The following is a 22,130-nucleotide window of genomic DNA, read 5'->3' on the forward strand; positions in this document are numbered from 1 at the left end:
TCCTGTTCAGTCAGGATTAAACTGCGGGTCAGCGAAACGTTTCGCTGATGGAGAAAAAAATGAAAAAAGGCGTCGTTCTTAATTCTGACATTTCGTCGGCGATCTCCCGTCTGGGGCATACCGATACGCTGGTGGTGTGTGATGCGGGTTTACCCATCCCTAAAAATACAACACGTATCGATATGGCATTAACCCAGGGCGTACCTTCTTTTATGCAGGTGCTGGGCGTTGTGACAAGCGAAATGCAGGTCGAGGCAGCCATTATCGCGGAAGAGATCAAACAACATAATCCGCAACTCCACGAAACGTTGCTCACTCACCTTGAGCAGCTGCAAAAACACCAGGGAAATACCATTGAAATTCGTTACACCACGCATGAACAATTCAAACAACAAACCGCAGAAAGTCAGGCGGTAATTCGCAGCGGAGAATGTTCTCCGTATGCGAATATCATTCTCTGTGCTGGCGTGACGTTCTGAGGCCGTCATGGAAGCGTTACTACAGCTTATAGGTATCGATAAAGCGTTCCCGGGCGTAAAAGCCCTCTCGGGCGCCGCGTTAAATGTCTATCCGGGGCGTGTAATGGCGCTGGTGGGCGAAAACGGCGCGGGTAAATCCACCATGATGAAAGTGCTTACGGGTATCTATACTCGCGATGCCGGTACGCTTTTATGGTTGGGTAAAGAGACCACCTTTAATGGACCTAAATCCTCTCAGGAAGCTGGGATCGGCATTATCCACCAGGAACTGAACTTAATCCCACAGTTGACCATTGCGGAAAACATTTTTCTTGGTCGTGAGTTTGTCAATCGCTTTGGCAAAATTGACTGGAAAACCATGTATGCCGAAGCGGATAAACTGTTAGCCAAACTTAACCTGCGCTTTAAAAGCGACAAGCTGGTGGGCGATCTTTCCATCGGTGATCAGCAGATGGTTGAAATCGCCAAAGTGCTGAGCTTTGAGTCGAAAGTCATCATTATGGATGAACCGACTGATGCGCTGACCGATACCGAAACTGAATCCTTGTTCCGCGTCATCCGCGAGTTGAAATCGCAAGGCCGCGGTATTGTCTATATCTCCCACCGCATGAAAGAAATTTTCGAGATTTGCGATGACGTTACCGTTTTCCGTGACGGGCAATTTATTGCTGAGCGCGAAGTGGCATCACTGACCGAAGATTCGCTGATTGAGATGATGGTGGGCCGCAAGCTGGAAGATCAGTATCCACATCTGGACAAAGCGCCGGGAGATATCCGCCTGAAAGTCGATAATCTCTGCGGACCTGGCGTTAACGATGTCTCTTTTACCTTACGCAAAGGCGAAATTCTTGGCGTCTCTGGTTTGATGGGCGCTGGGCGTACCGAACTGATGAAAGTGCTCTACGGCGCACTGCCGCGCACCAGCGGTTACGTCACCCTGGATGGGCATGAAGTCGTTACCCGTTCACCGCAGGATGGCCTGGCGAATGGCATTGTGTATATCTCCGAAGACCGTAAACGTGATGGTTTAGTGCTGGGCATGTCAGTAAAAGAGAACATGTCGCTGACTGCGCTGCGTTACTTCAGCCGTACTGGCGGCAGTCTGAAGCATACTGATGAACAGCAGGCGGTGAGTGATTTTATTCGCCTGTTCAATGTAAAAACACCGTCGATGGAACAGGCGATTGGTCTGCTCTCTGGCGGTAATCAGCAAAAAGTGGCTATTGCCCGCGGTCTGATGACACGCCCAAAAGTATTGATCCTTGATGAGCCTACCCGCGGCGTGGATGTCGGTGCGAAAAAAGAAATTTATCAACTGATTAACCAGTTCAAAGCCGATGGTTTGAGCATCATTCTGGTGTCATCGGAGATGCCTGAAGTATTAGGCATGAGCGATCGCATCATCGTTATGCATGAAGGGCATCTCAGCGGGGAATTTACTCGTGAGCAGGCCACCCAGGAAGTGTTAATGGCTGCCGCTGTGGGCAAGCTAAATCGCGTGAATCAGGAGTAAAAAAATGACAACCCAGACTGCCTCTGGTCGCCGTTATTTCACGAAAGCGTGGCTGATGGAGCAGAAATCGCTTATCGCTCTGCTGGTGCTGATCGCGATTGTCTCGACGTTAAGCCCAAACTTTTTCACCATCAATAACTTATTCAATATTCTCCAGCAAACCTCGGTGAACGCCATTATGGCGGTCGGGATGACGCTGGTGATCCTGACGTCAGGAATAGACTTGTCCGTCGGTTCTCTGTTGGCGCTGACCGGCGCAGTGGCTGCATCTATCGTCGGCATTGAAGTCAACGCGCTGGTGGCTGTTGCTGCGGCGTTGGCATTAGGGGCTGCAATTGGCGCGGTAACCGGAGTGATTGTGGCGAAAGGCCGTGTTCAGGCATTTATCGCTACCCTCGTGATGATGTTGTTACTGCGCGGCGTAACGATGGTTTACACCAACGGTAGCCCGGTAAACACCGGCTTTACCGAGAATGCCGACCTGTTTGGCTGGTTTGGTATTGGTCGTCCGCTGGGCGTACCGACGCCAGTGTGGATTATGGGGATTGTCTTCCTCGCAGCCTGGTACATGCTGCATCACACGCGTCTGGGGCGTTACATCTACGCGTTGGGCGGTAACGAAGCCGCAACGCGCCTTTCTGGTATCAACGTCAATAAAATCAAAATCATCGTCTATTCTCTTTGTGGTCTGCTGGCGTCACTGGCCGGGATCATTGAAGTGGCGCGTCTTTCCTCTGCGCAACCGACGGCGGGGACGGGCTATGAACTGGATGCTATTGCGGCGGTGGTTCTGGGCGGTACAAGTCTGGCGGGCGGTAAAGGTCGCATTGTTGGGACGTTGATCGGCGCATTAATTCTTGGCTTCCTTAATAATGGTTTGAATTTGTTAGGTGTTTCCTCCTATTACCAGATGATCGTCAAAGCGGTGGTGATTTTGCTGGCGGTGCTGGTAGACAACAAAAAACAGTAATAACGACTACAGGACATCTTGAATATGAACATGAAAAAACTGGCTACCCTGGTTTCCGCTGTTGCGCTAAGCGCCACCGTCAGTGCGAATGCGATGGCAAAAGACACCATCGCGCTGGTGGTTTCCACGCTTAATAACCCGTTCTTTGTTTCCCTGAAAGATGGCGCGCAGAAAGAGGCGGATAAACTCGGCTATAACCTGGTGGTGTTGGACTCCCAGAATAACCCGGCAAAAGAACTGGCGAACGTGCAGGATTTAACCGTTCGCGGCACCAAAATTCTGTTGATTAACCCGACGGATTCTGACGCAGTGGGTAATGCTGTGAAGATGGCTAACCAGGCGAACATCCCGGTTATCACTCTTGACCGCCAGGCCACGAAAGGTGAAGTCGTGAGCCACATTGCTTCCGATAACGTACTGGGCGGTAAAATTGCGGGCGATTACATCGCGAAAAAAGCAGGTGAAGGTGCCAAAGTTATCGAACTGCAAGGTATTGCCGGAACATCCGCGGCTCGTGAACGCGGCGAAGGCTTCCAGCAGGCCGTTGCTGCTCACAAATTTAACGTCCTTGCCAGCCAGCCGGCAGATTTCGACCGCACCAAAGGTTTGAACGTGATGCAGAATTTGCTGACCGCTCATCCAGATGTGCAGGCTGTATTTGCACAGAACGATGAAATGGCGCTGGGCGCACTGCGCGCACTGCAAACTGCCGGTAAATCGGATGTGATGGTTGTCGGATTTGACGGTACACCCGATGGCGAAAAAGCGGTGAATGATGGCAAACTGGCAGCGACTATCGCTCAGCTACCCGATCAGATTGGCGCGAAAGGCGTCGAAACCGCCGATAAAGTGCTGAAAGGCGAGAAAGTTCAGGCTAAATATCCGGTTGAGCTGAAACTGGTTGTTAAGCAGTAGTCTTGAATCAGGCGTTATGAACTGATGGTGACACCAATACGTCATCGATAGATGAACGTGTAATATAAAGAAAAGCAGGGCACGCGCCACCCTAATCCGGTGGCGCATTTTATGGACATTCCAAATATGCAAAACGCAGGCAGCCTCGTCGTTCTTGGCAGCATTAATGCTGACCATATCCTTAATCTTCAATCTTTTCCTACTCCTGGCGAAACCGTAACCGGTCACCACTATCAAGTCGCATTTGGCGGCAAAGGCGCGAACCAGGCTGTGGCTGCAGGGCGTAGCGGTGCGAATATCGCGTTTATCGCCTGCACGGGCGATGACAGCATCGGCGAGAGCGTACGTCAGCAACTCGCTACTGATAACATCGATATTTCTCCGATAAGTGTGATCAAAGGTGAATCAACGGGCGTGGCGCTGATTTTTGTTAATGGCGAAGGAGAGAATGTCATTGGTATTCATGCCGGCGCCAACGCGGCCCTTTCCCCGACGCTGGTGGAAGCGCAACGTGAACGCATTGCCAACGCGTCGGCATTATTAATGCAACTGGAATCACCACTCGAAAGTGTGATGGCAGCGGCGAAAATAGCCCATCAAAATAAGACTATCGTTGCGCTTAACCCCGCTCCGGCTCGTGAACTTCCTGACGAACTGTTGACGCTGGTGGACATTATTACGCCAAACGAAACGGAAGCCGAAAAACTCACCGGGATTCGTGTTGAAAATGATGAAGATGCGGCGAAGGCGGCACAGGTTCTGCATGATAAAGGTATCCATACCGTACTGATTACCTTAGGAAGTCGTGGCGTGTGGGCTAGCGTGAATGGCGAAGGTCAGCGCGTTCCCGGATTCCGGGTTCAGGCTGTCGATACCATTGCTGCCGGAGATACTTTTAATGGTGCGTTAATCACGGCATTGCTGGAAGAAAAAACACTGGCAGAGGCGATTCGTTTTGCTCATGCTGCTGCTGCGATTGCCGTGACGCGGACAGGCGCACAACCTTCTGTACCATGGCGGGAAGAGATCGATGCGTTTTTAGACAGGCAGAGGTGACGATTGGCTACGATGAAGGATGTTGCTCGCCTGGCGGGTGTTTCCACTTCAACGGTTTCTCACGTCATCAATAAAGATCGCTTCGTCAGTGAAGCGATTACCGCCAAAGTGGAAATGGCGATTAAAGAACTCAATTACGCGCCTTCAGCACTGGCGCGTAGCCTCAAACTTAATCAGACACGAACTATTGGCATGTTGATTACTGCCAGTACCAATCCTTTCTACTCTGAACTGGTCCGTGGCGTTGAACGCAGTTGCTTTGAACGTGGCTACAGTCTTGTCCTTTGTAATACTGAAGGCGATGAGCAGCGAATGAATCGCAATCTGGAAACGTTGATGCAAAAGCGTGTTGATGGCTTGCTGTTACTCTGCACCGAAACACACCAGCCTTCGCGCGAAATCATGCAACGTTATCCGACAGTCCCTACTGTGATGATGGACTGGGCGCCCTTTGATGGCGATAGCGATCTCATTCAGGATAATTCCTTGCTGGGCGGAGACTTAGCAACTCAACATCTTATTGACAGAGGCTATACTCGCATCGCCTGCATTACGGGGCCGCTGGATAAAACACCTGCGCGTTTACGGTTAGAAGGTTATCGTACGGCAATGAAACGCGCCGGACTGGAGATTCCAGTCGGCTATGAAGTCACTGGCGATTTCGAGTTCAATGGTGGATTTGAAGCAATGCAAGCATTGCTATCACACTCGCAGCGTCCACAGGCGGTTTTTACCGGAAACGATGCCATGGCCGTTGGCGTGTATCAGGCGTTATATCAGTCGGGGTTACGTATCCCACAGGATATTGCGGTGATTGGTTATGACGATATTGAACTGGCAAGTTTTATGACGCCGCCGCTCACGACTATCCATCAACCCAAAGATGAACTGGGGGAGCTGGCGATTGATGTATTAATCCATCGGATGGCTCAGCCGACATTGCAGCAACAACGGTTACAACTTACTCCGGTTCTGATGGCGCGTGGCTCGGCTTAGATTTGCGCTGTCTTTTAATTAAATTATTACCATCCGTTGCTTTCAGAAGCATGAATATTGCTGCGGAAGCAACAGTAATAATCCCCATCGTGATGAACGTATAGTGGAATTGTTCAACAGTCGTTGTGCTTTCCATCCCTTCATAAACGCGCAGAACGGCCGCACTAACAGCAACGCCTAAACTAATCGACAGTTGTTGTGTGACCGCCAGAACGCTGTTACCACTGCTGGCATTATCATCCGTCAAATCGGCAAGCGTAATGGTGTTCATGGCGGTGAATTGCGTCGACATGGCCATCCCTAAAATGAACAACGGCAGAATCAACATCCATATTGCCATCGACGGAGATTGCAAAGAGAACTGGGCTATCATCAGTCCAATAATCACCGTGATCCCCACTAGCGTATGGCGATAACCCAGACGCCGTAAAATCTGTGTAACCATCGATTTCGCAATAATGGAACCTAACGCCGTTGGCGCCATCATACAGCCGGCAATAAATGCCTGATAGCCAAAACCAACCTGTAACATCAATGGCATCAGAAACGGAACACAGCCAGTCCCCAGACGGGTTGCGATATTACCTACGATACCAATTGAGAAAGTACGAGTTTTAAACAGTTCTAATGAAATTAATGGGGTTGGCGTTCGGCGAGCATGAAGAATATAAAGAAGCAGTAACCCTATGCTGACGACAATCACTGTCAAGGCAATCCAACTGGCGACAATCTTTTCCCCGAACAGCTCTATTCCGCTTGAGAAGAGAACAAGGCTAAAACCAAAGAGTAAGAAACCGCTGATATCAAACTTACGTCGTGCGGTGGTGAAGTTGGGCATATGTTTGCGGGCATAGAGAAGACCCGCAATACCAATGGGGATATTGATTAAGAAGATCCAGTGCCATGTCGCCCAGGTAACCAGTACCCCGCCAAGAACTGGCCCTAAAATAGGCCCCACCAGACCGGGCATAGCGACAAAATTCAATACTGGGAGAAGTTCATTGCGGGGATAAGCACGCAGTAGAGTCAGGCGAGCGACTGGCATCATCATTGCGCCGCCTACTCCTTGAATAACACGAAAGACAACCAATTGTGGCAGCGAGTTAGAAAGTGCGCAGGCCAGAGAACCTACGGTGAACAGACTCACGGCAATGGTGAAAACACGGCGCGTGCCAAAGCGATCGGCCAACCATCCACTTACCGGAATAAGCATTGCTACAGTCAGCGTATAACTGATGATGGCCGATTGCATGGCAAGAGGTGAACGATTGAGACTATGAGCGATAGCGGGTAAGGCGGTATTCAGAATGGTGGCATCAAGAGCCTGCATAAAGAAGGCCATTGCCGCAATCCACGGTAATCCCGCCATACTGCGCTTTTTTCTCTCGCTCATTCAATGTTCCGTTAGGTTGTATTACTTCTCGGAGGTGAGTAAAAGCCTCTGACACGCTTTGAAAGCCGCGTCGCCGTCACTTTGGATTATTGCATCGACAATCGCCTGATGCTGATCCAGTTTTATCACGGTGTTGCTGGTTATCGACGTAAAGTAAGTGTGATAAACCGAATGAAATAGTGAGGCGAAAGAAGTCAAAAATGGATTGGCGCTCATTTTATAAATGTGTTCATGCCAGGCCATATCGATCTCAATCCAACGTTCCCGGCGGAAATGTTCTTTTAACGCCGCCATCTCGGCCATTAACGTATTGAGATGCGCCTTCTGTTCTGCGGTGCCAATCGTTGCAGCCAGTAAACAGGCTTGCGGCTCCAGACAGATACGCATAACCAGAAAGTGATCAATGACCTGATGAAAGTTATCTTCCGTCATCCACCAGGTGAGCAATTCCTGATCAAGAAAGTTCCAGTTGGATTGAGGCATTACGCGGGTGCCAATTCGTGGACGTGGCAAAACCATTCCTTTTGCTGTCAACGTCTTGACCGCTTCCCGCACTGCGGTACGACTCACTCCAAATTGTTCACCCAGCTCTATTTCACCGGGCAGAATAGTGCCGGGTGCATATTCACCTTTTAAGATCCGTTGCGCCAGCTTCTCAGCCAGAACATACGAAAGGTTTTTCTGTGCAGCTAACTGTTGTGCGCTTAAAGGCATTACTTATCTTCCTTTTTCTTTTTATTCCTCCTTAGTATGCCATCAGGAATTGTGATTGCGGTTGCAAAAACGGCAAATTGCTTGTTTTATGGCACATTAACGAGTGTTTTGATGAAAAAACGCGCGGTTGGAAAATTATTTTAAATTTCCTCTTGTCAGGCCGGAATAACTCCCTATAATGCGCCACCACTGACACGGAACAACGGCAAACACGCCGCCGGGTCAGCAGGATTCTCCTGAGAGTCCTGACAGAGAAAAGCAAAAAATGCTTGACTCTGTAGCGGGAAAGTGTATTATGCACACCCCGCGCCGCTGAGAAAAAGCGAAGCGGCACTGCTCTTTAACAATTTATCAGACAATCTGTGTGGGCACTCGAAGATACGGATTCTTAACGTCTTCGGACGAAAATGAATACCAAGTCTCAGGAGTGAACACGTAATTCATTACGAAGTTTAATTCTTTGAGCATCAAACTTTTAAATTGAAGAGTTTGATCATGGCTCAGATTGAACGCTGGCGGCAGGCCTAACACATGCAAGTCGAACGGTAACAGGAAGAAGCTTGCTTCTTTGCTGACGAGTGGCGGACGGGTGAGTAATGTCTGGGAAACTGCCCGATGGAGGGGGATAACTACTGGAAACGGTAGCTAATACCGCATAACGTCGCAAGACCAAAGAGGGGGACCTTCGGGCCTCTTGCCATCGGATGTGCCCAGATGGGATTAGCTTGTTGGTGAGGTAACGGCTCACCAAGGCGACGATCCCTAGCTGGTCTGAGAGGATGACCAGCCACACTGGAACTGAGACACGGTCCAGACTCCTACGGGAGGCAGCAGTGGGGAATATTGCACAATGGGCGCAAGCCTGATGCAGCCATGCCGCGTGTATGAAGAAGGCCTTCGGGTTGTAAAGTACTTTCAGCGGGGAGGAAGGGAGTAAAGTTAATACCTTTGCTCATTGACGTTACCCGCAGAAGAAGCACCGGCTAACTCCGTGCCAGCAGCCGCGGTAATACGGAGGGTGCAAGCGTTAATCGGAATTACTGGGCGTAAAGCGCACGCAGGCGGTTGATTAAGTCAGATGTGAAATCCCCGGGCTCAACCTGGGAACTGCATCTGATACTGGTCAGCTTGAGTCTCGTAGAGGGGGGTAGAATTCCAGGTGTAGCGGTGAAATGCGTAGAGATCTGGAGGAATACCGGTGGCGAAGGCGGCCCCCTGGACGAAGACTGACGCTCAGGTGCGAAAGCGTGGGGAGCAAACAGGATTAGATACCCTGGTAGTCCACGCCGTAAACGATGTCGACTTGGAGGTTGTGCCCTTGAGGCGTGGCTTCCGGAGCTAACGCGTTAAGTCGACCGCCTGGGGAGTACGGCCGCAAGGTTAAAACTCAAATGAATTGACGGGGGCCCGCACAAGCGGTGGAGCATGTGGTTTAATTCGATGCAACGCGAAGAACCTTACCTGGTCTTGACATCCACGGAAGTTTTCAGAGATGAGAATGTGCCTTCGGGAACCGTGAGACAGGTGCTGCATGGCTGTCGTCAGCTCGTGTTGTGAAATGTTGGGTTAAGTCCCGCAACGAGCGCAACCCTTATCCTTTGTTGCCAGCGGTTAGGCCGGGAACTCAAAGGAGACTGCCAGTGATAAACTGGAGGAAGGTGGGGATGACGTCAAGTCATCATGGCCCTTACGACCAGGGCTACACACGTGCTACAATGGCGCATACAAAGAGAAGCGACCTCGCGAGAGCAAGCGGACCTCATAAAGTGCGTCGTAGTCCGGATTGGAGTCTGCAACTCGACTCCATGAAGTCGGAATCGCTAGTAATCGTGGATCAGAATGCCACGGTGAATACGTTCCCGGGCCTTGTACACACCGCCCGTCACACCATGGGAGTGGGTTGCAAAAGAAGTAGGTAGCTTAACCTTCGGGAGGGCGCTTACCACTTTGTGATTCATGACTGGGGTGAAGTCGTAACAAGGTAACCGTAGGGGAACCTGCGGTTGGATCACCTCCTTACCTGAAAGAACTGTACTTTGCAGTGCTCACACAGATTGTCTGATGAAAATGAGCAGTAAAACCTCTACAGGCTTGTAGCTCAGGTGGTTAGAGCGCACCCCTGATAAGGGTGAGGTCGGTGGTTCAAGTCCACTCAGGCCTACCAAATTTGCACGGCAAATTTGAAGAGGTTTTAACTACATGTTATGGGGCTATAGCTCAGCTGGGAGAGCGCCTGCTTTGCACGCAGGAGGTCTGCGGTTCGATCCCGCATAGCTCCACCATCTCTGTAGTGATTAAACAAAAAATACTTCAGAGTGTACCTGCAAAGGTTCACTGCGAAGTTTTGCTCTTTAAAAATCTGGATCAAGCTGAAAATTGAAACACTGAATAGTCGAAAGATTATTCGTGAGTCTCTCAAATTTTCGCAACACGATGATGAATCGAAAGAAACATCTTCGGGTTGTGAGGTTAAGCGACTAAGCGTACACGGTGGATGCCCTGGCAGTCAGAGGCGATGAAGGACGTGCTAATCTGCGAAAAGCGTCGGTAAGGTGATATGAACCGTTATAACCGGCGATGTCCGAATGGGGAAACCCAGTGTGTTCCGACACACTATCATTAACTGAATCCATAGGTTAATGAGGCGAACCGGGGGAACTGAAACATCTAAGTACCCCGAGGAAAAGAAATCAACCGAGATTCCCCCAGTAGCGGCGAGCGAACGGGGAGGAGCCCAGAGCCTGAATCAGTGTGTGTGTTAGTGGAAGCGTCTGGAAAGGCGCGCGATACAGGGTGACAGCCCCGTACACAAAAATGCACATGCTGTGAGCTCGAAGAGTAGGGCGGGACACGTGGTATCCTGTCTGAATATGGGGGGACCATCCTCCAAGGCTAAATACTCCTGACTGACCGATAGTGAACCAGTACCGTGAGGGAAAGGCGAAAAGAACCCCGGCGAGGGGAGTGAAAAAGAACCTGAAACCGTGTACGTACAAGCAGTGGGAGCCTCTTAATGGGGTGACTGCGTACCTTTTGTATAATGGGTCAGCGACTTATATTCTGTAGCAAGGTTAACCGAATAGGGGAGCCGGAGGGAAACCGAGTCTTAACTGGGCGTTAAGTTGCAGGGTATAGACCCGAAACCCGGTGATCTAGCCATGGGCAGGTTGAAGGTTGGGTAACACTAACTGGAGGACCGAACCGACTAATGTTGAAAAATTAGCGGATGACTTGTGGCTGGGGGTGAAAGGCCAATCAAACCGGGAGATAGCTGGTTCTCCCCGAAAGCTATTTAGGTAGCGCCTCGTGAATTCATCTCCGGGGGTAGAGCACTGTTTCGGCAAGGGGGTCATCCCGACTTACCAACCCGATGCAAACTGCGAATACCGGAGAATGTTATCACGGGAGACACACGGCGGGTGCTAACGTCCGTCGTGAAGAGGGAAACAACCCAGACCGCCAGCTAAGGTCCCAAAGTCATGGTTAAGTGGGAAACGATGTGGGAAGGCCCAGACAGCCAGGATGTTGGCTTAGAAGCAGCCATCATTTAAAGAAAGCGTAATAGCTCACTGGTCGAGTCGGCCTGCGCGGAAGATGTAACGGGGCTAAACCATGCACCGAAGCTGCGGCAGCGACGCTGATGCGTTGTTGGGTAGGGGAGCGTTCTGTAAGCCTGTGAAGGTGTGCTGTGAGGCATGCTGGAGGTATCAGAAGTGCGAATGCTGACATAAGTAACGATAAAGCGGGTGAAAAGCCCGCTCGCCGGAAGACCAAGGGTTCCTGTCCAACGTTAATCGGGGCAGGGTGAGTCGACCCCTAAGGCGAGGCCGAAAGGCGTAGTCGATGGGAAACAGGTTAATATTCCTGTACTTGGTGTTACTGCGAAGGGGGGACGGAGAAGGCTATGTTGGCCGGGCGACGGTTGTCCCGGTTTAAGCGTGTAGGCTGGTTTTCCAGGCAAATCCGGAGAATCAAGGCTGAGGCGTGATGACGAGGCACTACGGTGCTGAAGCAACAAATGCCCTGCTTCCAGGAAAAGCCTCTAAGCATCAGGTAGCATCAAATCGTACCCCAAACCGACACAGGTGGTCAGGTAGAGAATACCAAGGCGCTTGAGAGAACTCGGGTGAAGGAACTAGGCAAAATGGTGCCGTAACTTCGGGAGAAGGCACGCTGATGGTAGGTGAAGCGACTTGCTCGTGGAGCTGAAATCAGTCGAAGATACCAGCTGGCTGCAACTGTTTATTAAAAACACAGCACTGTGCAAACACGAAAGTGGACGTATACGGTGTGACGCCTGCCCGGTGCCGGAAGGTTAATTGATGGGGTCAGCGCAAGCGAAGCTCTTGATCGAAGCCCCGGTAAACGGCGGCCGTAACTATAACGGTCCTAAGGTAGCGAAATTCCTTGTCGGGTAAGTTCCGACCTGCACGAATGGCGTAATGATGGCCAGGCTGTCTCCACCCGAGACTCAGTGAAATTGAACTCGCTGTGAAGATGCAGTGTACCCGCGGCAAGACGGAAAGACCCCGTGAACCTTTACTATAGCTTGACACTGAACACTGGTCCTTGATGTGTAGGATAGGTGGGAGGCTTTGAAGTGTGGACGCCAGTCTGCATGGAGCCGTCCTTGAAATACCACCCTTTAATGGCTGGTGTTCTAACGTTGGCCCCTTATCGGGGTTGCGGACAGTGTCTGGTGGGTAGTTTGACTGGGGCGGTCTCCTCCTAAAGAGTAACGGAGGAGCACGAAGGTTGGCTAATCCTGGTCGGACATCAGGAGGTTAGTGCAATGGCATAAGCCAGCTTGACTGCGAGCGTGACGGCGCGAGCAGGTGCGAAAGCAGGTCATAGTGATCCGGTGGTTCTGAATGGAAGGGCCATCGCTCAACGGATAAAAGGTACTCCGGGGATAACAGGCTGATACCGCCCAAGAGTTCATATCGACGGCGGTGTTTGGCACCTCGATGTCGGCTCATCACATCCTGGGGCTGAAGTAGGTCCCAAGGGTATGGCTGTTCGCCATTTAAAGTGGTACGCGAGCTGGGTTTAGAACGTCGTGAGACAGTTCGGTCCCTATCTGCCGTGGGCGCTGGAGAACTGAGGGGGGCTGCTCCTAGTACGAGAGGACCGGAGTGGACGCATCACTGGTGTTCGGGTTGTCATGCCAATGGCACTGCCCGGTAGCTAAATGCGGAAGAGATAAGTGCTGAAAGCATCTAAGCACGAAACTTGCCCCGAGATGAGTTCTCCCTGAGACTTAGAGTCTCCTGAAGGAACGTTGAAGACGACGACGTTGATAGGCCGGGTGTGTAAGCGCAGCGATGCGTTGAGCTAACCGGTACTAATGAACCGTGAGGCTTAACCTTACAACGCCGAAGGTGTTTTGGCGGATGAGAGATTGATAAGTAAGCTTGATAACAGATTAAATTGACATGTCGGAATGAGACGTGTTGATAAAACAGAATTTGCCTGGCGGAGATAGCGCGGTGGTCCCACCTGACCCCATGCCGAACTCAGAAGTGAAACGCCGTAGCGCCGATGGTAGTGTGGGGCTTCCCCATGCGAGAGTAGGGAACTGCCAGGCATCAAATTTAGCAGTAAGCCGGTCATAAAACTGGTGGTTGTAAAAGAATTCGGTGGAGCGGTAGTTCAGTCGGTTAGAATACCTGCCTGTCACGCAGGGGGTCGCGGGTTCGAGTCCCGTCCGTTCCGCCACCCTAATTAGGGGCGTAGTTCAATTGGTAGAGCACCGGTCTCCAAAACCGGGTGTTGGGAGTTCGAGTCTCTCCGCCCCTGCCAGAAATCATCCTTAGCGAAAGCTAAGGATTTTTTTTGTTTGTATATCCCCTAAAATTAACCTTCCCGGCATCCTTGCCTGATATTCTGATTAATACACTTCATCCAGAACATTAATTTTCAATAGATCGCGGATCAATGCGTGTTTATCGCTATTTTGCAGCCAGATAGCATAGAGGGGGCGAGAAAGCGTTGTACTATCAACAACAGTGTGCAGGCCACCTTTTTTACGCGCCCAACTCATAGGCAACCAGGTACAACCATTAAGCATTGTAATCTGTTGCAGTACCAGTTCTGCCGAGCTGGTTGTCAGAACAGGAACTTCATCCGCACCGATCAAGCCTGCCTCATGTTGTTGAAAATCCGGCCCCCATTCCAGACGCAGATAGTTGAGATCGCCTTTTAACTTGGAAGGAGCGCTGGTATAGAGTGCTAAAGTGAAATGCCCCAACAGCTGGCTACTAAATTCGTCCATTTTTGGCGCTTCAGTAGTAATAAGAAGATCAAGCTGGCGTTCGTGCAGCTGTTTTACCAGTGACTGACGTTGGGCGATTCGCGCTTCAAACTGCAAACCTGTATGAGTATCCTGATTTTGGTACAGCCGTCCCAGCCATTGATTAAGCATACACTCCCACAGAGAGGCGCTGGCACCGATAGAAAACTCATTATGCCGTGATGTATGCGCCACCTCCTTACGGGCGGCCTGCCAGGTATTCATGAGAGTTTCTGCGTAAGGCAGAAGCTTCTCTCCGGCAGCAGTTAAACGGATATTGTTTCTGTGGCGGGTGAAAAGATTCACACCCAGTTGATTTTCCAGTTGTCTGATCCGAAAACTTACGGCTGATTGGGTCAGATAGAGCGATTCAGCCGCACGACCAAAGTGACGCGTTCGGCTAACTTCCAGGAAAGTTTTTAACAATTCCGTATCCACATTGCTCTCCGCAAAATTATTTGTCGTTATGATTTAAATGTTTTGTTTTACACTCTGTCAAGCGTAACTAATACTCCGCGCCATAACTAGCTCGGTCAAAGAATTAGGAGCGTGCAGGATGGCGGAAAGCTTTACGACGACTAATCGATATTTCGACAATAAACATTATCCACGTGGATTCTCTCGTCATGGTGATTTCACCATCAAAGAGGCACAACTGCTTGAACGTCATGGTTATGCCTTCAATGAGCTGGATCTCGGCAAACGCGAGCCGGTTACCGAAGAAGAGAAACTCTTCGTCGCAGTATGTCGTGGTGAACGTGAACCAGTGACAGAAGCAGAACGCGTGTGGTCTAAGTATATGGCGCGTATCAAGCGTCCAAAACGTTTTCACACTCTTTCCGGCGGTAAACCGCAGGTTGAAGGTGCTGAAGACTATACGGATTCCGACGATTAATAAAAAAGGGCTGAATGCCCTTTTTTTACGTCAGCAGTTTTTGCAAATGGATGAGCAGGCGGTCGATAGCCCGATAGCTCACCGCCTCCTGTAAATGCTGGCGAGTAATGACGTCAGATTGCTCAATATCAGCAATAGTTCTTGATACCTTCAGTAGTCGTTGCCAGGCACGAATCGATAATCCCAGGTGTATCAACGTTTCCTCCAGCCACTGTGCATCGTTGCTTTTAAGTTTGCAGTATTGGCGTATCTCCGGGCTATCCAGCCTGGCGTTCAGCTTATTCTGCCGCTTAAATTGGCGCTCTCTGGCGGCTATGACGCGTTGTTTAACGGTGGCGCTATTTTCCCCCTGAACTACCGCTTTACTTAAAATACCGGGTGGTGGTAGTGGGATCTCCAGTGAGAGATCGAAGCGGTCGAGAAAGGGACCAGAAAGTCGGTTGAGATAACGTAATGTTTGTTCTGGCGTGCAGCGGTTATGGTTCCCCTGATAATGTCCGGTTGGGCTGGGATTCATCGCCGCGACAAGCTGGAAACGGGCTGGATAAGTTATTTTTGCTCGTGTGCGTGAAAGATGGATCTGTCCTGACTCTATGGGTTCCCGCAAGGCATCCAATGTACGTCGTTCAAATTCAGGGAGTTCATCAAGAAAAAGCACGCCGTTATGCGCCAGCGAAATTTCACCAGGCCCAGGAATTGCGCCACCGCCCACCATCGCAGTTAACGACGCACTGTGATGCGGTGAGCGGAACGGACGCTGCCGCCATTGTTTTTGTACTGATTCAGCATTTACCAGGCTTAATATCGCGGCACTCTCCAGCGCCTCTTCATTGCTTAAATCTGGCAACAGGCCATTAATACGGCTGGCGAGCATTGTTTTACCTGTTCCCGGCGGCCCAATCAGTAAAAGGTTGTGCCCGCCAGCGGCGGTAATTTCCAGTCCTCGCTTTCCTTGTTCCTGGCCGACAACATCACTGAGATCATGTTGTACTATCCAGGATTCAGCATCAGTTGGTTTAGGACGTTCGAGAGCATGTTTACCTTCCAGAAATGCACAGACAGTTTGTAGATGATCAGCTATCAGGCACCCTTCGCCACTAATTAACCCTACTTCAGCTTCGTTATCTTTCGCGACGATAATCTTTCTGCCCGACTTAATGGCTTCAGTTGCACTGGAAATTGCGCCGGGAACGCCACGCAAAGCTCCTGTAAGTGCCAGTTCACCGACTAATTCATATTCATGTAACTTATTGGCTGTAAGCTGTTCAGAGGCCGCCAGCAAAGCAATAGCGATAGGTAAATCATATCGCCCTCCTTCTTTCGGCAGATCGGCAGGTGCAAGGTTAATAGTGATTTTTTTCGCCGGATATTCATATCCGCTATTGATAATGGCGCTGCGTACGCGATCACGCGCTTCCTTTACCGTCGTTTCTGGTAAGCCCACCATTGTTAATCCGGGTAGACCTTTGCTGATATGTACCTCAACAGTGATCGGCGGAGCATTTACTCCCAGAGCTGCGCGAGTATGAACAATTGATAGTGACATAAGTCCTCCTTGAGTCACCATTATGAACACAATCATTCGCTGCTGTAGCCAGCAAAATTACGACTTTTAGCGGCTGATTCCTGTTTATTTTTGCAATCGATATTGAGTTGTATTGGTGATGGAATGATGCTCGCAAAAATGCTGCGGACAAATATTGTGCTGTTTTGTGGAGAACAAGAAACATACGGAAATTGAATTTTTTTCACTCTTCTTTTTTTATATAAAAAACAATGATTTCTATCGAAATTATTATGTGCATCATAAAAATCGGCCAAAAAATATCTTGTGTTATTCGCAAAATCTATGGTACCTCTTTAGACATTCCTTCGAACAAGATGCAAGAAAAGACAAAATGACAGCCCTTCTACGAGTGATTAGCCTGGTCGTGATTAGCGTGGTGGTGATTATTATCCCACCGTGCGGGGCTGCACTTGGACGAGGAAAGGCTTAGAGATCAAGCCTTAACGAACTAAGACCCCCGCACCGAAAGGTCCGGGGGTTTTTTTTGACCTTAAAAACATAACCGAGGAGCAGGCAATGAATAACAGCACAAAATTCTGTTTCTCAAGATTCAGGACGGGGAACTAACTATGAATGGCGCACAGTGGGTGGTACATGCGTTGCGGGCACAGGATGTGAACACCGTTTTCGGTTATCCGGGAGGCGCAATTATGCCGGTTTACGATGCATTGTATGACGGCGGCGTGGAACACTTGCTGTGCCGACATGAGCAGGGCGCGGCAATGGCGGCAATTGGCTATGCCCGTGCTACTGGCAAAACCGGCGTATGTATCGCCACGTCTGGTCCGGGTGCAACCAACCTGATAACCGGGCTTGCGGACGCGCTGTTAGATTCCATCCCTGTCGTTGCCATCACCGGTCAGGTGTCCGCACCGTTCATCGGCACCGACGCATTTCAGGAGGTTGATGTCCTGGGATTGTCGTTAGCCTGTACCAAACACAGCTTCCTGGTACAGTCGCTGGAAGAGTTGCCGCGCATCATGGCTGAAGCATTCGACGTTGCCCGCTCAGGCCGTCCTGGTCCGGTTCTGGTCGATATCCCAAAAGATATCCAGTTAGCCAGCGGCGATCTGGAACCGTGGTTCACCACCGTTGAAAACGAAGTAACTTTTCCACATGCCGAAGTCGAGCAAGCGCGCCAGATGCTGGCAAAAGCGCAAAAGCCGATGCTGTATGTTGGCGGCGGCGTAGGTATGGCGCAGGCAGTTCCGGCTTTGCGTGAATTTCTCGCTGCCACAAAAATGCCTGCCACCTGCACGCTGAAAGGGCTGGGCGCAGTTGAAGCGGATTATCCGTACTATCTGGGGATGCTTGGGATGCACGGCACCAAAGCGGCGAACTTTGCGGTGCAGGAATGTGACCTGCTGATCGCTGTGGGTGCACGTTTTGATGATCGGGTGACCGGCAAACTAAACACCTTCGCACCGCACGCCAGCGTTATCCATATGGATATCGACCCGGCAGAAATGAACAAGCTGCGTCAGGTGCATGTGGAATTACTGGGTGATTTAAATGCTCTGTTACCGGCATTACAACAGCCGTTAAATATCAATGACTGGCAGCAGCACTGCGCGCAGCTGTGTAGTGAACATGCCTGGCGTTACGACCATCCCGGAGACGCTATCTACGCGCCGTTGTTGTTAAAACAACTGTCGGATCGTAAACCTGCGGATTGCGTTGTGACCACAGATGTGGGGCAGCACCAGATGTGGGCCGCGCAGCACATCGCCCACACTCGCCCGGAAAATTTCATCACTTCAAGCGGCTTAGGCACTATGGGTTTTGGTTTACCGGCGGCGGTTGGCGCACAAGTCGCACGACCGAACGATACCGTCGTCTGTATCTCTGGTGACGGCTCTTTCATGATGAATGTGCAAGAGCTGGGCACCGTAAAACGCAAGCAGTTACCGTTGAAAATCGTCTTACTCGATAACCAACGGTTAGGGATGGTTCGACAATGGCAGCAACTGTTTTTCCAGGAACGATATAGCGAAACCACCCTTACCGATAACCCCGATTTCCTCATGTTAGCCAGCGCCTTCGGCATTCCTGGCCAACATATCACCCGTAAAGACCAGGTTGAAGCGGCACTCGACACCATGCTGAACAGTGATGGGCCATACCTGCTTCATGTCTCAATCGACGAATTTGAGAACGTCTGGCCGCTGGTGCCGCCTGGCGCCAGTAATTCAGAAATGTTGGAGAAATTATCATGATGCAACATCAGGTCAATGTATCGGCTCGCTTCAACCCGGAAACCTTAGAACGTGTTTTACGCGTGGTGCGTCATCGTGGTTTCCACGTCTGCTCAATGAATATGGCTGCTACCAGCGATGCACAAAATATAAATATCGAATTGACCGTTGCCAGCCCGCGGTCGGTCGACTTACTGTTTAGTCAGTTAAATAAACTGGTGGACGTCGCACACGTTGCCATCTGCCAGAGCACAACCACATCACAACAAATCCGCGCCTGAGCGCAAAAGGAATATAAAAATGACCACGAAGAAAGCTGATTACATTTGGTTCAATGGAGAGATGGTTCGCTGGGAAGACGCGAAGGTGCATGTGATGTCGCACGCGCTGCACTATGGCACCTCGGTTTTTGAAGGCATCCGTTGCTACGACTCGCACAAAGGACCGGTTGTATTCCGCCATCGTGAGCATATGCAACGTCTGCATGACTCCGCCAAAATCTATCGCTTTCCGGTTTCACAGAGCATTGATGAGCTGATGGACGCTTGTCGTGACGTGATCCGCAAAAACAATCTCACCAGCGCCTATATCCGTCCGCTGATCTTCGTCGGTGATGTTGGCATGGGCGTAAACCCGCCAGCGGGATACACCACCGATGTGATTATCGCCGCTTTCCCGTGGGGGGCGTATCTGGGCGCAGAGGCGCTGGAGCAGGGGATCGATGCGATGGTTTCTTCCTGGAATCGCGCAGCACCGAACACTATCCCAACCGCGGCGAAAGCCGGTGGTAATTACCTCTCTTCCCTGCTGGTGGGTAGCGAAGCGCGTCGCCACGGTTATCAGGAAGGTATCGCGCTGGATGTGAATGGTTACATCTCTGAAGGCGCAGGCGAAAACCTGTTTGAAGTGAAAGACGGCGTGCTGTTCACTCCACCGTTCACCTCATCCGCGCTGCCGGGTATTACCCGTGATGCCATCATCAAACTGGCGAAAGAGCTGGGAATTGAAGTGCGTGAGCAGGTGCTGTCGCGCGAATCCCTGTACCTGGCGGATGAAGTGTTTATGTCCGGTACGGCGGCAGAAATCACGCCAGTGCGCAGTGTAGACGGTATTCAGGTTGGTGAAGGCCGTTGCGGCCCGGTTACCAAACGCATCCAGCAAGCCTTCTTCGGCCTCTTCACTGGCGAAACCGAAGATAAATGGGGCTGGTTAGATCAAGTTAATCAATAAATACAAAAAATGGGACGGCACGCACCGTCCCATTTACGAGACAGACACGGGGAGTAAATCACGTATGCCTAAGTACCGTTCCGCCACCACCACTCATGGCCGTAATATGGCGGGTGCTCGTGCGCTGTGGCGCGCCACCGGAATGACCGACGCCGATTTTGGTAAGCCGATTATCGCCGTCGTGAACTCGTTTACCCAGTTCGTGCCAGGCCACGTTCACCTGCGCGACCTTGGTAAACTGGTTGCTGAGCAAATTGAAGCGGCTGGCGGCGTTGCCAAAGAGTTCAACACCATTGCGGTAGATGATGGGATCGCTATGGGCCACGGGGGGATGCTTTATTCACTGCCATCTCGTGAACTGATCGCTGATTCCGTTGAGTATATGGTCAACGCCCACTGCGCCGACGCCATGGTCTGCATCTCTAACTGCGACAAAATCACCCCGGGGATGCTGATGGCTTCTCTGCGATTAAACATTCCGGTGATCTTTGTTTCCGGCGGCCCGATGGAAGCCGGGAAAACCAAACTGTCCGATCAGATAATCAAACTCGATCTGGTAGATGCGATGATCCAGGGCGCAGACCCGAAAGTTTCTGACTCCCAGAGCGATCAGGTTGAACGTTCCGCCTGTCCGACCTGTGGATCGTGCTCCGGGATGTTCACCGCTAACTCGATGAATTGCCTGACCGAAGCGCTGGGTTTGTCGCAGCCGGGCAACGGTTCATTGCTGGCGACCCATGCCGCTCGTAAACAACTGTTCCTCAATGCCGGTAAACGCATTGTTGAACTGACTAAACGTTACTACGAGCAAAACGACGAAAGTGCACTGCCGCGTAACATCGCCAGTAAGGCGGCATTTGAAAACGCCATGACGCTGGATATCGCGATGGGCGGTTCTACCAATACGGTTCTTCATCTGCTGGCTGCGGCACAAGAAGCGGAAATCGACTTCACCATGAGTGATATCGATAAGCTTTCCCGCAAGGTTCCGCAGTTGTGCAAAGTTGCGCCGAGCACCCAGAAATACCATATGGAAGATGTTCACCGTGCTGGTGGTGTTATCGGTATTCTCGGCGAGCTGGATCGTGCGGGGTTACTGAACCGTGATGTGAAAAACGTACTTGGCCTGACGTTGCCGCAAACGCTGGAACAATACGACGTTATGCTGACCCAGGATGACGCGGTAAAAAATATGTTCCGCGCTGGCCCGGCGGGCATTCGTACTACCCAGGCATTCTCGCAGGATTGCCGTTGGGATTCTCTCGATGACGATCGCGCGAACGGCTGTATCCGCTCTCTGGAACACGCCTACAGCAAAGACGGCGGCCTGGCGGTGCTCTACGGTAATTTCGCAGAAAACGGCTGCATCGTGAAAACCGCGGGCGTCGATGACAGCATCCTTAAGTTCACCGGCCCGGCGAAAGTGTACGAAAGCCAGGACGATGCGGTAGAAGCGATTCTCGGTGGCAAAGTCGTGGCGGGCGATGTCGTCGTTATCCGTTACGAAGGCCCGAAAGGCGGTCCGGGGATGCAGGAAATGCTTTACCCAACCAGCTTCCTGAAATCGATGGGCCTCGGCAAAGCCTGTGCGCTGATCACCGATGGACGCTTCTCCGGCGGCACCTCTGGTCTTTCCATCGGCCACGTCTCGCCGGAAGCGGCAAGCGGCGGCAGCATTGGACTGATTGAAGACGGCGATCTGATCGCCATCGACATTCCGAACCGTAGCATTCAGTTACAGGTAAGCGATGCCGAACTGGCGGCGCGTCGTGAAGCGCAGGAAGCCCGTGGCGACAAAGCCTGGACGCCGAAAAATCGCGAACGTCAGGTCTCCTTTGCGTTGCGCGCCTACGCCAGCCTGGCAACCAGCGCCGACAAAGGTGCGGTGCGCGATAAATCGAAACTGGGGGGTTAA

The 22,130-nt window shown here is 51.2% G+C and carries 17 protein-coding genes, 4 tRNA genes and 3 rRNA genes; 20 read left to right on the forward strand and 4 right to left on the reverse strand.

The window, feature by feature from the left end; translation table 11 throughout:
- Nucleotides 1-59: 59 nt before the first annotated feature.
- From rbsD to rbsR, 6 genes are all read left to right on the forward strand, one after another.
- On the forward strand, nt 60-479 hold the full coding sequence (gene rbsD / locus PS053_RS14440; RefSeq protein WP_024164881.1) for a D-ribose pyranase: 420 nt from the start codon (nt 60-62) through the stop codon (nt 477-479).
- A gap of 7 nt (nt 480-486) precedes the next feature.
- Nucleotides 487-1,992: a ribose ABC transporter ATP-binding protein RbsA gene (gene rbsA, locus PS053_RS14445; protein WP_000387741.1), complete on the forward strand. Its 1,506-nt coding sequence runs from the start codon at nt 487-489 to the stop codon at nt 1,990-1,992.
- A gap of 4 nt (nt 1,993-1,996) precedes the next feature.
- On the forward strand, nt 1,997-2,962 hold the full coding sequence (gene rbsC, locus PS053_RS14450) for a ribose ABC transporter permease (protein ID WP_000211827.1): 966 nt from the start codon (nt 1,997-1,999) through the stop codon (nt 2,960-2,962).
- 24 nt (nt 2,963-2,986) lie between these two features.
- Nucleotides 2,987-3,877 carry a ribose ABC transporter substrate-binding protein RbsB gene (gene rbsB / locus PS053_RS14455; protein ID WP_001056274.1) on the forward strand — a complete coding sequence of 297 codons (891 nt, stop codon included), beginning with the start codon at nt 2,987-2,989 and terminating at the stop codon, nt 3,875-3,877.
- A 126-nt stretch (nt 3,878-4,003) separates the two neighbouring features.
- On the forward strand, nt 4,004-4,933 hold the full coding sequence (gene rbsK, locus PS053_RS14460; RefSeq protein ID WP_059258692.1) for a ribokinase: 930 nt from the start codon (nt 4,004-4,006) through the stop codon (nt 4,931-4,933).
- 3 nt (nt 4,934-4,936) lie between these two features.
- Complete coding sequence (gene rbsR / locus PS053_RS14465; protein WP_000224484.1) at nt 4,937-5,929, forward strand: ribose operon transcriptional repressor RbsR; 993 nt, start codon at nt 4,937-4,939, stop codon at nt 5,927-5,929.
- Here the strand turns inward: rbsR and mdtD are convergent.
- Both mdtD and PS053_RS14475 read right to left on the reverse strand, forming a co-directional pair.
- Complete coding sequence (gene mdtD / locus PS053_RS14470) at nt 5,895-7,322, reverse strand: multidrug transporter subunit MdtD (RefSeq protein WP_256879377.1); 1,428 nt, start codon at nt 7,320-7,322, stop codon at nt 5,895-5,897. The two genes, rbsR and mdtD, sit on opposite strands and share 35 nt — an antisense overlap.
- Before the next feature lie 21 nt (nt 7,323-7,343).
- The gene (locus PS053_RS14475; protein WP_001131154.1) at nt 7,344-8,036 is read right to left on the reverse strand and encodes a FadR/GntR family transcriptional regulator; all 693 of its coding nucleotides are present in this window, start codon (nt 8,034-8,036) and stop codon (nt 7,344-7,346) included.
- Nucleotides 8,037-8,513: 477 nt separating this feature from the next.
- Between PS053_RS14475 and PS053_RS14480 the strand changes: the two genes are divergently transcribed.
- The 7 genes from PS053_RS14480 (at nt 8,514) to PS053_RS14510 (ending at nt 13,838) form a co-directional block, all read left to right on the forward strand.
- Nucleotides 8,514-10,055 (forward strand): 16S ribosomal RNA (locus PS053_RS14480).
- Nucleotides 10,056-10,123: 68 nt separating this feature from the next.
- Nucleotides 10,124-10,200: transfer RNA gene (locus tag PS053_RS14485), tRNA-Ile, on the forward strand.
- Between the two features lie 42 nt (nt 10,201-10,242).
- A tRNA-Ala gene (locus tag PS053_RS14490) sits at nt 10,243-10,318 on the forward strand.
- 185 nt (nt 10,319-10,503) lie between these two features.
- Nucleotides 10,504-13,405 (forward strand): 23S ribosomal RNA (locus PS053_RS14495).
- Between the two features lie 102 nt (nt 13,406-13,507).
- A 5S ribosomal RNA gene (rrf, locus tag PS053_RS14500) occupies nt 13,508-13,623 on the forward strand.
- The 16S, 23S and 5S rRNA genes sit together here with 4 tRNA genes alongside, the layout of an rRNA operon.
- Nucleotides 13,624-13,677: 54 nt before the next feature.
- A tRNA-Asp gene (locus PS053_RS14505) sits at nt 13,678-13,754 on the forward strand.
- An 8-nt stretch (nt 13,755-13,762) separates the two neighbouring features.
- Nucleotides 13,763-13,838: transfer RNA gene (locus tag PS053_RS14510), tRNA-Trp, on the forward strand.
- Nucleotides 13,839-13,926: 88 nt separating this feature from the next.
- Here PS053_RS14510 and hdfR read toward each other — a convergent pair.
- Nucleotides 13,927-14,766 (reverse strand): HTH-type transcriptional regulator HdfR, encoded by an 840-nt coding sequence (gene hdfR, locus PS053_RS14515; RefSeq protein WP_000379227.1) that lies wholly within the window; start codon nt 14,764-14,766, stop codon nt 13,927-13,929.
- Nucleotides 14,767-14,884: 118 nt separating this feature from the next.
- Between hdfR and maoP the strand changes: the two genes are divergently transcribed.
- Nucleotides 14,885-15,223, forward strand: coding sequence for a macrodomain Ori organization protein MaoP (maoP, locus tag PS053_RS14520; protein ID WP_000840999.1), 339 nt, complete (start codon nt 14,885-14,887; stop codon nt 15,221-15,223).
- 25 nt (nt 15,224-15,248) lie between these two features.
- Here the strand turns inward: maoP and PS053_RS14525 are convergent, their stop codons facing one another.
- Nucleotides 15,249-16,769 carry a YifB family Mg chelatase-like AAA ATPase gene (locus PS053_RS14525; RefSeq protein WP_059242158.1) on the reverse strand — a complete coding sequence of 507 codons (1,521 nt, stop codon included), beginning with the start codon at nt 16,767-16,769 and terminating at the stop codon, nt 15,249-15,251.
- A gap of 352 nt (nt 16,770-17,121) precedes the next feature.
- On the opposite strand from PS053_RS14525, the gene ilvL reads away from it, so the two are divergent.
- From ilvL to ilvD, 6 genes are all read left to right on the forward strand, one after another.
- Entirely contained in the window at nt 17,122-17,220 is a 99-nt protein-coding gene (ilvL, locus tag PS053_RS14530) for an ilv operon leader peptide (protein ID WP_001311244.1), read from the forward strand.
- Nucleotides 17,221-17,306: 86 nt separating this feature from the next.
- Complete coding sequence (gene ilvX / locus PS053_RS14535) at nt 17,307-17,357, forward strand: peptide IlvX (protein ID WP_001387183.1); 51 nt, start codon at nt 17,307-17,309, stop codon at nt 17,355-17,357.
- Between the two features lie 2 nt (nt 17,358-17,359).
- Nucleotides 17,360-19,006, forward strand: coding sequence for an acetolactate synthase 2 catalytic subunit (gene ilvG / locus PS053_RS14540; protein ID WP_149476909.1), 1,647 nt, complete (start codon nt 17,360-17,362; stop codon nt 19,004-19,006).
- On the forward strand, nt 19,003-19,266 hold the full coding sequence (ilvM, locus tag PS053_RS14545; RefSeq protein ID WP_137647056.1) for an acetolactate synthase 2 small subunit: 264 nt from the start codon (nt 19,003-19,005) through the stop codon (nt 19,264-19,266). The genes ilvG and ilvM overlap by 4 nt, the downstream gene beginning before the upstream one ends.
- Nucleotides 19,267-19,285: 19 nt before the next feature.
- On the forward strand, nt 19,286-20,215 hold the full coding sequence (gene ilvE, locus PS053_RS14550) for a branched-chain-amino-acid transaminase (RefSeq protein ID WP_059271523.1): 930 nt from the start codon (nt 19,286-19,288) through the stop codon (nt 20,213-20,215).
- A gap of 64 nt (nt 20,216-20,279) precedes the next feature.
- Entirely contained in the window at nt 20,280-22,130 is a 1,851-nt protein-coding gene (gene ilvD, locus PS053_RS14555; protein ID WP_256879348.1) for a dihydroxy-acid dehydratase, read from the forward strand.

It is taken from the genome of Escherichia albertii (assembly GCF_028622335.1).
Lineage (GTDB): Bacteria > Pseudomonadota > Gammaproteobacteria > Enterobacterales > Enterobacteriaceae > Escherichia > Escherichia albertii.

What these genes read in the sequence shown, in the direction of transcription:
- rbsA (WP_000387741.1), top strand. Translation starts at nt 487, where the DNA reads ATGGAAGCGTTACTACAGCTTATAGGTATCGATAAAGCGTTCCCGGGC.
- ilvE (WP_059271523.1), top strand. Translation starts at nt 19,286, where the DNA reads ATGACCACGAAGAAAGCTGATTACATTTGGTTCAATGGAGAGATGGTT.
- rbsK (WP_059258692.1), top strand. Translation starts at nt 4,004, where the DNA reads ATGCAAAACGCAGGCAGCCTCGTCGTTCTTGGCAGCATTAATGCTGAC.
- rbsB (WP_001056274.1), top strand. Translation starts at nt 2,987, where the DNA reads ATGAACATGAAAAAACTGGCTACCCTGGTTTCCGCTGTTGCGCTAAGC.
- rbsC (WP_000211827.1), top strand. Translation starts at nt 1,997, where the DNA reads ATGACAACCCAGACTGCCTCTGGTCGCCGTTATTTCACGAAAGCGTGG.
- ilvG (WP_149476909.1), top strand. Translation starts at nt 17,360, where the DNA reads ATGAATGGCGCACAGTGGGTGGTACATGCGTTGCGGGCACAGGATGTG.
- PS053_RS14525 (WP_059242158.1), bottom strand. Translation starts at nt 16,769, where the DNA reads ATGTCACTATCAATTGTTCATACTCGCGCAGCTCTGGGAGTAAATGCT.
- rbsD (WP_024164881.1), top strand. Translation starts at nt 60, where the DNA reads ATGAAAAAAGGCGTCGTTCTTAATTCTGACATTTCGTCGGCGATCTCC.
- ilvL (WP_001311244.1), top strand. Translation starts at nt 17,122, where the DNA reads ATGACAGCCCTTCTACGAGTGATTAGCCTGGTCGTGATTAGCGTGGTG.
- ilvD (WP_256879348.1), top strand. Translation starts at nt 20,280, where the DNA reads ATGCCTAAGTACCGTTCCGCCACCACCACTCATGGCCGTAATATGGCG.
- ilvM (WP_137647056.1), top strand. Translation starts at nt 19,003, where the DNA reads ATGATGCAACATCAGGTCAATGTATCGGCTCGCTTCAACCCGGAAACC.
- mdtD (WP_256879377.1), bottom strand. Translation starts at nt 7,322, where the DNA reads ATGAGCGAGAGAAAAAAGCGCAGTATGGCGGGATTACCGTGGATTGCG.
- maoP (WP_000840999.1), top strand. Translation starts at nt 14,885, where the DNA reads ATGGCGGAAAGCTTTACGACGACTAATCGATATTTCGACAATAAACAT.
- PS053_RS14475 (WP_001131154.1), bottom strand. Translation starts at nt 8,036, where the DNA reads ATGCCTTTAAGCGCACAACAGTTAGCTGCACAGAAAAACCTTTCGTAT.